The sequence below is a fragment of the Pseudoflavonifractor sp. 60 genome, assembly GCF_009911645.1.
Lineage (GTDB): Bacteria > Bacillota > Clostridia > Oscillospirales > Oscillospiraceae > Lawsonibacter.
Genome location: NZ_QWKI01000167.1, coordinates 22776 through 30855, shown reverse-complemented (window position 1 = coordinate 30855; position 8080 = coordinate 22776). Strand labels below are relative to the sequence as shown.

At 59.5% G+C, this 8080-nt stretch carries 6 protein-coding genes; 4 read left to right on the top strand and 2 right to left on the bottom strand.

The window, feature by feature from the left end; genetic code table 11:
* Nucleotides 1-325: 325 nt before the first annotated feature.
* Together D1646_RS17200 and D1646_RS17195 are read right to left on the bottom strand one after the other, a co-directional pair.
* A complete protein-coding gene (locus D1646_RS17200; protein ID WP_160637645.1) occupies nucleotides 326-1576 on the bottom strand; it encodes a PBSX family phage terminase large subunit in 1251 nt (416 codons plus the stop codon).
* 1 nt (nucleotide 1577) lies between these two features.
* Nucleotides 1578-1877: an XRE family transcriptional regulator gene (locus tag D1646_RS17195; RefSeq protein WP_160637644.1), complete on the bottom strand. Its 300-nt coding sequence runs from the start codon at nucleotides 1875-1877 to the stop codon at nucleotides 1578-1580.
* 228 nt (nucleotides 1878-2105) lie between these two features.
* Here D1646_RS17195 and D1646_RS17190 point away from each other — a divergent pair, with 228 nt between their 5' ends.
* The 4 genes from D1646_RS17190 to glgD all read left to right on the top strand — a co-directional run bounded on the left by D1646_RS17190 (nucleotide 2106) and on the right by glgD (nucleotide 8070).
* A complete protein-coding gene (locus D1646_RS17190; protein ID WP_160637643.1) occupies nucleotides 2106-3251 on the top strand; it encodes a D-alanyl-D-alanine carboxypeptidase family protein in 1146 nt (381 codons plus the stop codon).
* Between the two features lie 311 nt (nucleotides 3252-3562).
* Nucleotides 3563-5647 carry a 1,4-alpha-glucan branching protein GlgB gene (glgB, locus tag D1646_RS17185; protein ID WP_160637642.1) on the top strand — a complete coding sequence of 695 codons (2085 nt, stop codon included), beginning with the start codon at nucleotides 3563-3565 and terminating at the stop codon, nucleotides 5645-5647.
* Between the two features lie 102 nt (nucleotides 5648-5749).
* On the top strand, nucleotides 5750-6958 hold the full coding sequence (locus D1646_RS17180; RefSeq protein ID WP_160637641.1) for a glucose-1-phosphate adenylyltransferase: 1209 nt from the start codon (nucleotides 5750-5752) through the stop codon (nucleotides 6956-6958).
* Nucleotides 6955-8070: a glucose-1-phosphate adenylyltransferase subunit GlgD gene (gene glgD / locus D1646_RS17175; RefSeq protein WP_160637640.1), complete on the top strand. Its 1116-nt coding sequence runs from the start codon at nucleotides 6955-6957 to the stop codon at nucleotides 8068-8070. The genes D1646_RS17180 and glgD overlap by 4 nt, the downstream gene beginning before the upstream one ends.
* Nucleotides 8071-8080: the final 10 nt, after the last annotated feature.

Below are 8080 nucleotides of genomic sequence, written 5' to 3'. Positions count from 1 at the left end.
TGACTACATTTTACACGAAGTTTCCCTTGTTGTCCTCCCTTTTTTCTTGTGTTGCACTTCATATGATAATCTTTCCTGCCCCTGCTGCGCAGGGCCACAAAAAGCGGCGTCAGCTGCCCGGCCCCCTTTGGCAAAGGGGCCGACTCCCCCTGTCAGGGGGAGATGTCGAGCGAAGCGAGACAGAGGGGGTAGGGACGCCCAGTGCGCACACTGGAGCGGGGAATTGTCCCTGGAAGCGCTACCTTCCACCTGAGATTCCCAGTCGAAGCTGCACCTGTAACCAATTCCCACCGCTCCGTGGAACCCCCTTAAACTCTGCGCTTCACTAAAACACCTTCCGCTCCACACACCCGGCGAATCCCCCGCCCAGTCCACTTTTTCCAGCGACGGTGGCGGCAAAGTATCGGATTTCGTCCATTGCGTGGTCGTGTTCCTTGCGCACCTGGTCCTGTCCCGGGTGTTTGTCGTCCCATCGGTAGAGGGAAAACTCCCGGATTGCGTCGCCGCATCCTCTACAGATGACGATTTTCCCGCTTTTCAGCAGCCGTGCAGTGAGGCGAATACCGGACAGCACCTGATTGTCCGCCTTTTTCACCCGCCAGCCTCTCCGGCGCAGGGTCTCACAGAAGCTGGCGGCTGAGGGGTCGGCTACCACCGCTCTGATGCTCCGCCCCTCCGCCAGCTCTGCCAGGTCATCGGCGTACTCCTCATCGGTCTTCTGCCGCCGCTGGCTTTTGGCGTCATAGTAGTACTCCTTCACCCGGAACCACACTCCGTTTTTTCTCCCCCACAGGCCCATGGAGGTGGGATTTGCGGTGCCGTAGTCGCAGGAGATGTACCACTCCTCAAAGGGTCCCTCGGGCGCATCCTGGACAAAACTCTCATCAAAGAAGTCATACACCAGCCCCTCGGCGGCCACCCACTCCCCCAGCACAAACCGGCGGTAGAAGGTCCCCTGAAAGGTGCTGGCATACCGCTCCCGCACCTTCCGGGAGAGTCCCGGGTTGTCCTCCATGGTAAATTGAAGCCGCAGCGCGTTTTTCTCCTCCGCCTTCAGGATCCACTCCTGATAAAACCAGTGGGCGGGGGACTCAGGGTTACAGGAGAACCACAGCCTGCTCCCCGTCACCGAGCACCGTGCGGCGGTCTGTTCCACAAAGGAGCGGGGCATCAGGGCGGCCTCATCCAGCAGGGCCCCCGCCAGGGTAATGCCCTGAATGAGGGAGGCGGACCCCTCGTCCTTCCCGCCGAACAGGTAAAAGCTGTTGCGTTTTTTACCCAGCCGCACCTGGATCACGTTTTGTGACCGCTTCTGCTCACAGCGAAAGCCCATATTCTCCAGCAGCGGGATCAGCTCTGAGAGCAGATTGCGCCGCACCGACTGGATGGTCCTGCCGCACAGGGCAAAACTCCGGTTCTGGAAGGAGCTCATGGCCCAGCAGAAGAAGGACAGGCCGGTACACAGGGTTTTGCCGCTGCGCACCGCCCCATCGCAGATAACGGCCTGTTTTTCCCGATCAGGGGAGCCGGGTTTCCACCAGGTAAGGACCTGCCGTTGTTTTTCCGAAAAGACCACCCTATCCCCCCTGTTCCTCCATGGCCTGGAGGAATCGGTCCACCTGGTCCTCGCCGCTGTGGTCCACGGCGTCCAGCAGCCGCTCCAGCAACCGCCCCCGGTCCACAAATTTCAGCTCCACCACGCCGTTGCTGCCCCGTTTAAATTCGGTGAGGGCGTCCAGGTCCAGCTTTTCGGTGTCCTGCCAGCCCTCTGGCGGGAAGCAGGCCAGCTTGACGGCGTCTCCCGCCCGGGCGCTGACCAGCCTCCACATACGTTTAATAATTTGCTCCCGGTCTGGGAGCCCTCTTGTCTTTGCCACACCATCCCTCCTTACACCCAGGGCGGCGAAGGGCTAAAAGTTGTACGTTTGGGTGCATCAAAGGAAAAATTTTTTCTGTTTTCCCTGCTCGTTCGCCTGTTTTCTCCGCCGGGCTGGGGTACACTGTCCCAGCATTGAAAAAAATACCTGTTGCCTTGGCGTATAGAAAAAAGTCCCTCTCCACATCCTGACCATACCCGCAAATTCATGGATCAGGAGGAACCCTTTATGAAAAAACATCTATCACTTCTGCTGGCTGCCCTTCTGCTGGCTGTACAGCTTCCCATGGCCAGCGCAGCGGCGGACAGCGGACTGACCCTGTCCTGCGCCTCCTGCCTGCTGATGGAGAAGGAGACGGGGACCATTCTGCTGGAAGACAACGCCCACGAGAAGCTGGAGCCGGCCAGCGTCACCAAGATTATGACCCTGCTGCTGGTGATGGAGGCGGTGGACTCGGGCCGCGTCTCTCTGGAGGACCTGGTGACCGTCTCCCCCTACGCCGCCGGCATGGGGGGCTCCCAGGTCTATCTGGAGCCCGGGGAGCAGATGACGGTGTCCGAGATGATTAAATGTGTCACCGTGGTCTCGGGCAACGACTGCGCGGCGGCACTGGCGGAGCATCTGGCGGGCAGCGAGGGTGCCTTTGTGACGCAGATGAACCAGCGCGCCCAGGAACTGGGTATGACGGACACCACCTTTCTAAACTGTACCGGCCTGCCCGCCCAGGGCCATGTAACCAGCGCCCATGATATTGCCCTCATGTCCCGGGAGCTGATTTTGAACCACCCAAAAATTCGGGAGTACACCACTATTTGGATGGACACCATTCGGGACGGGACCTTTGGTCTGACCAATACCAACCGGCTGGTCCGGTTCTATGAGGGGGCCACCGGTTTGAAGACAGGCTTCACCAACTCCGCCCAATACTGTATGTCGGCCACGGCGGAGCGCAACGGCATGGAGCTCATTGCCGTGGTAATGAAAGCGCCCACCAGCAACCAGCGTTTTGAGGACGCCAAGGCACTTCTGGACTACGGCTTTGCCAACTACGCCATGACTCCAGTCTACCCCGACGCCCCTCTGGCTCCGGTGGACGTGCTTCTGGGGACACAGGCCCAGGTCCAGCCCCAGCTGGAGCGGGACTGCCGCCTGCTGGTTCAGCGGGGGGAGGAGGACCAGGTGACCACCAGGCTTCTGATTGCGAATGATGTGGAGGCCCCGGTGGAGCTGGGCCAGACTCTGGGCCGGCTGGAGGTCTACGTGGGGGACGAGCTGCGGGACGCCATCCCCATTCTCTCCTCCCGGCAAGTGGACAGACTGTCCGTTCCCGGTATTTTCACCCGTATGCTTGGCAAGCTGCTGATGGCAGGCTGACAGCTGTTTAATTTTCCAAAAGTTGACCGAAAAGTTTCCGGTTTTCTGGGATTCAGCGGAAAGGGGACCCTATTGGTCCCCTTTCCGGATATTTCATGCTTTGCACACTGCATTTCAGGACCTTTATTATCCCGTGAGCCCTTGCCGCTCTAGGCCCTTCTTTTCGATTTTCTTCCTCTTTTCCCACTATTTTACTTGACGGCTCTGTCTGCTTGTTGTATAATTTAGATAAATATACCCAGCTTCATTTTGTGGCCCCTTGTCAGTTTTGGCAGGTATCTGCCCTCAAAAGATTCCACGAGGTGATAATTATGTCTAAATATCAAGAAAATCTCTCTCCTAACGACCTATTTTTAGAACTGGAGGCCTTTTCCGAGGGACGTTCCACCCACGCATGGAAATGCTTTGGCTCCCATCCCGCCAAGGATGAAAACGGGGTTGAGGGCTATCTGTTCCGTATCTGGGCGCCCAACGCCCCCAAGGTCACCATCATTGGCGATTTCAACGGCTGGGACCTGGAGGCCACCCCCATGACCAGGGTGGAGGGCGGCATTTGGGAGGCTTTTCTCCCCGGCCTGAACCGCTACGATGCCTATCAGTACGCCATACATAAGGCGGACGGCTCCTCCTTTGTAGGCAAAGCGGACCCCTACGGCTTCCATGCCGCAACCCGGCCTGACGTCTCCACCAAAATCTACGACCTGACCGGCGGCTACGAGTGGGGCGACCGAGACTGGCTTGCTTTCCGCGCCAAGAATCCGCCCTACCGCCGGCCCATGAACATCTACGAGTGTCACCTGGGCTCCTGGCGCCGCACCGGCGAGGGGGAGTTTCTCAGCTACCGGGACATCGCCTCCTATCTGGCCCCCTACGTGAAGGAGATGGGCTTTACCCACGTAGAGCTCATGCCCGTCACCGAGTACCCCCTGGACGCCTCCTGGGGCTACCAGTGTACCGGCTATTTTGCGGCCACCAGCCGGTACGGGACCCCCGACGATCTGAAATATCTCATTGACCAGCTGCACCAGGCTGGCGTGGGTGTAATTATGGACTGGGTTCCCGCCCACTTCCCCCGGGACGCCTTTGGCCTGTACCACTTCGACGGGACCCCCACCTACGAGTATGCCGACACCCGCAAGGGTGAACACCCCGACTGGGGCACCAACGTCTTCGACTTTGGCCGAGCTGAAGTGCGCTCCTTCCTGTTCTCCTCTGCCATGTTCTGGCTGGAGGAGTACCATATGGACGGTCTGCGGGTTGACGCGGTGTCCTCCATGCTCTACCTGGACTATGGCCGCAAGGACGGGGAGTGGATGCCCAACATCAACGGCGGCCACGAGAATCTGGAGGCCATCAAGTTCTTCCAGGACCTGAACACCGCCATTTTCGCCGCCCACCCCGACGTGCTGATGGTAGCCGAGGAGTCCACTGCCTGGCCCAAGGTGACCAAGCCGGTGGACGACGGCGGTCTGGGCTTCAACTTTAAGTGGAACATGGGTTGGATGAACGACATCTGCCACTATATCAAGCTGGACCCCTATTTCCGGCAGTACAACCACCGGGACATCACCTTCTCTCTGATGTACGCCTTCTCCGAGAACTATATCCTGCCTCTGTCCCACGACGAGGTGGTACACATGAAAGGCTCCTTCTTCGGCAAGATGCCCGGTGACAATCCGCTGAAATTTGCCGGTGTGCGGGCTTTTTACGCCTATATGATGACCCACCCGGGCAAGAAGCTCACTTTCATGGGGGCCGAACTGGGCCAGTGGAACGAGTGGCACTTTGAGTACTCTCTGGACTGGCATCTGCTGCAATACGCCCCTCACCGCCACACTCAGGAGTTCTTCAAGGCCATAAACGCCTTCTATCTGGAGCAGTCCCCTCTGTGGGAGCAGGACGACTCCTGGCAGGGCTTCCAGTGGCTGTGCGCCGACGACAACAACGCCAACACGGTGGCCTTCCTGCGCTGGGACCGGAAGGGAACTCCTCTGCTGGTGCTGTGCAACTTCTCCCCTGAGCACCGGAAGGGCTACCGGGTGGGCGCTCCCTTTGCCGGCAGCTGGGGCGTAGCTTTCACCACCGACGACGAGGCCTATGGCGGCGAGGGCCGGGGTGACAAAGAGCCTGTGAAGACAGAGAAGATCCCCTGCCACGACCAGCCCCAGTCCTTCACCGCCGACCTGCCCCCCATGTCCGCCGTGATTTACCGCTGTGTGCGCAAAAATCCCGTGCGCAAGCCCAAGACAGAGAAGGCCGCCGGCACAGGCGCCAAGACAGGGGAAAAGTCCGCTGTCAAGGTCACAAAAGCCCGTTCCACCAAGGCGGTGAAAAAATCGGAGGCCGCCGCGGACAAGCCCAAGCGGGCGGTCCGCAAAAAGAAGACGGAGAAATAACTCTCCCGCCTCCGCTGTGATTCTCCGAGTTCGGGCATTCTCAGGGTTCTCCCTGATTGTTCATAGATGCCAATGCACCCAAAAAAGTAAGAGGTGAATACCATGAAAAAAGAAGTTGTCGCCATGCTGTTGGCTGGTGGTCAGGGCAGCCGGCTCTACGCGCTGACCAGCAACGTGGCAAAGCCCGCCGTTCCTTTTGGCGGGAAGTATCGCATCATCGACTTCCCCTTGTCCAACTGTGTTAATTCCGGCATCGACACAGTGGGTGTACTGACCCAATATCGACCCCTGGAGCTGAACAGCTACCTGGGCAACGGCCAGCCCTGGGACCTGGACCGGTCCGACGGCGGCGTCCATATCCTCCCCCCCTATCTGGGCGAGGGTGAAAAGGGCAGCTGGTACAAGGGCACTGCCAACGCCATCTACCAGAACATCGGATTTCTGGACTTGTATGACCCGGAGTACGTAGTGGTTCTGTCGGGCGACCACATCTATAAGATGGACTACTCTGAGATGGTGGCCTACCACAAGAAGGCGGGGGCTGCCTGCACCATCTCCGTTCTGGAGGTCACCATGGAGGAGGCCAAGCGCTTCGGCATCCTGAACGTAGAGTCTAACGACAAGGTCTATGAGTTCGAGGAGAAGCCCCCTCAGCCCAAGAGCAACCTGGCCTCCATGGGCATCTATGTGTTCACCTGGTCCAAGCTGCGCAAATATCTCATTGATGATGAGGCCGACCCCAACTCCTCCAATGACTTCGGCAAGAACATCATTCCCAACATGCTCAACGCCGGCGAGGTACTGATGGCCTACCGGTTCAACGGCTACTGGAAGGATGTTGGCACCATCGACTCTCTCTGGGACGCCAACATGGACCTGCTGTCTCGGAACAGCGGCCTGGATATGTATGACGAGAGCTGGCCCATCTACGCCCGCACTCCCATTAAGCCGCCCCACGTCACCGGTCCTGACGCCGCCATCTCCCACTCCCTGGTCACCGGCGGCTGCATCGTAGACGGCAATGTGGCCAACTCGGTGCTGTTCCACTCCGCCACGGTGGAGCAGGGGGCTGACATTCAGTACTCTATTCTGATGCCCGGCGCCACCGTCAAGGCGGGGGCCAAGGTGTACTACTCCATCATTGCCGAGGGGGCCACTGTAGAGGCCGGCGCCGTTGTGGGCTCCGCCCCCGACGGCAGCGAAAACTGGGGCATTGCCGTGGTGGCCGGAGGGGTCACAGTCGGCGAAAAGGCGGTTGTCCCGCCCAAAGCGATGATTCGTGAAGATGTAAAAGGAGGTGAGCAGGCATGAATGATCTGCACGGAATTTTGTTCGCATACCGCTCCGACGCCAACCTGGGGGAGCTGACCCGTCCCCGCAACACCTGCTCTCTGCCCTTCGGCGGACGGTATCGTCTCATTGATTTCATGCTGTCCAACTGCGTCAACGCCGGCATCACCGACGTGGGCGTGGTGGTCCACCAGAGCTACCAGTCCCTTCTGGATCACCTGGGCTCCGGCAAGGACTGGGATCTGAGCCGCAAGCACGGCGGCCTGCGCATCCTGCCCCCCTTCAGCTACACCGAGCAGGGCCAAGGCGAGTACCGGGGCAGTATGGAGGCTCTGGCCGGCGTCCACGACTATCTGGAGGATATCCGTCAGGACTACATTCTGCTGGCCTGGGGCGATGTGGCCATCAACCTGCCCGTCAACGAGGTCTTTGAGCAGCACCTGAACTCCGGGGCTGATATCACCATGGTATGCACTCCCACCCTGAAGGGAGCGCCCCGGTTCTCCGAGTATGTGGAGGTCAGCGAGGATGGCCGGATCACCGACCTGTCCATCCACCCCACCGCCGCCGACAAGGCGCTGGAGTCGCTGGAGATCTACATCCTGTCCAAGCGTCTGCTGATGGACATGGTGGACTACTGCGCCGCCCACGACGTGACCAACTTCAGCCGCGGGGTCCTTCAGCCCCGCATGAAATCCCTGAAGATGGTCCCCTACGTCCACAAGGGCTATGTGGGCCGCTTCCAGTCGGTGGGCGACTACTATCAGCGCTCCATGGATCTGCTGGACCCCGCCATCCGGGCCGACCTGTTCAATCCCTCCCGTCCCATCCGCACCAAGGACCAGTCCAATCCCTCCACCTACTACGGACCCGAGTCCAAATCGACCCGTTCTCTGGTGGCGGACGGCTGCTTCATCGAGGGCGAAGTGGAAAACTCCATTCTGGCCCGCGGCGTCATTGTAGAGAAGGGCGCCAAGGTGACTGACAGCGTACTCATGCAGGGCACTGTGGTCAAGGCGGGGGCCTCCCTGTCCTATGTGATTGCCGACAAGGGCGTTACGGTGAACGAGGGCCGTATGCTCATGGGCCACGCAACCTATCCTCTGGCCATCGCGAAGGGCTCTGTCGTCTGATTTATTTCTG

What these genes read in the sequence shown, in the direction of transcription:
- D1646_RS17190 (WP_160637643.1), top strand. Translation starts at nt 2,106, where the DNA reads ATGAAAAAACATCTATCACTTCTGCTGGCTGCCCTTCTGCTGGCTGTA.
- glgB (WP_160637642.1), top strand. Translation starts at nt 3,563, where the DNA reads ATGTCTAAATATCAAGAAAATCTCTCTCCTAACGACCTATTTTTAGAA.
- D1646_RS17180 (WP_160637641.1), top strand. Translation starts at nt 5,750, where the DNA reads ATGAAAAAAGAAGTTGTCGCCATGCTGTTGGCTGGTGGTCAGGGCAGC.
- glgD (WP_160637640.1), top strand. Translation starts at nt 6,955, where the DNA reads ATGAATGATCTGCACGGAATTTTGTTCGCATACCGCTCCGACGCCAAC.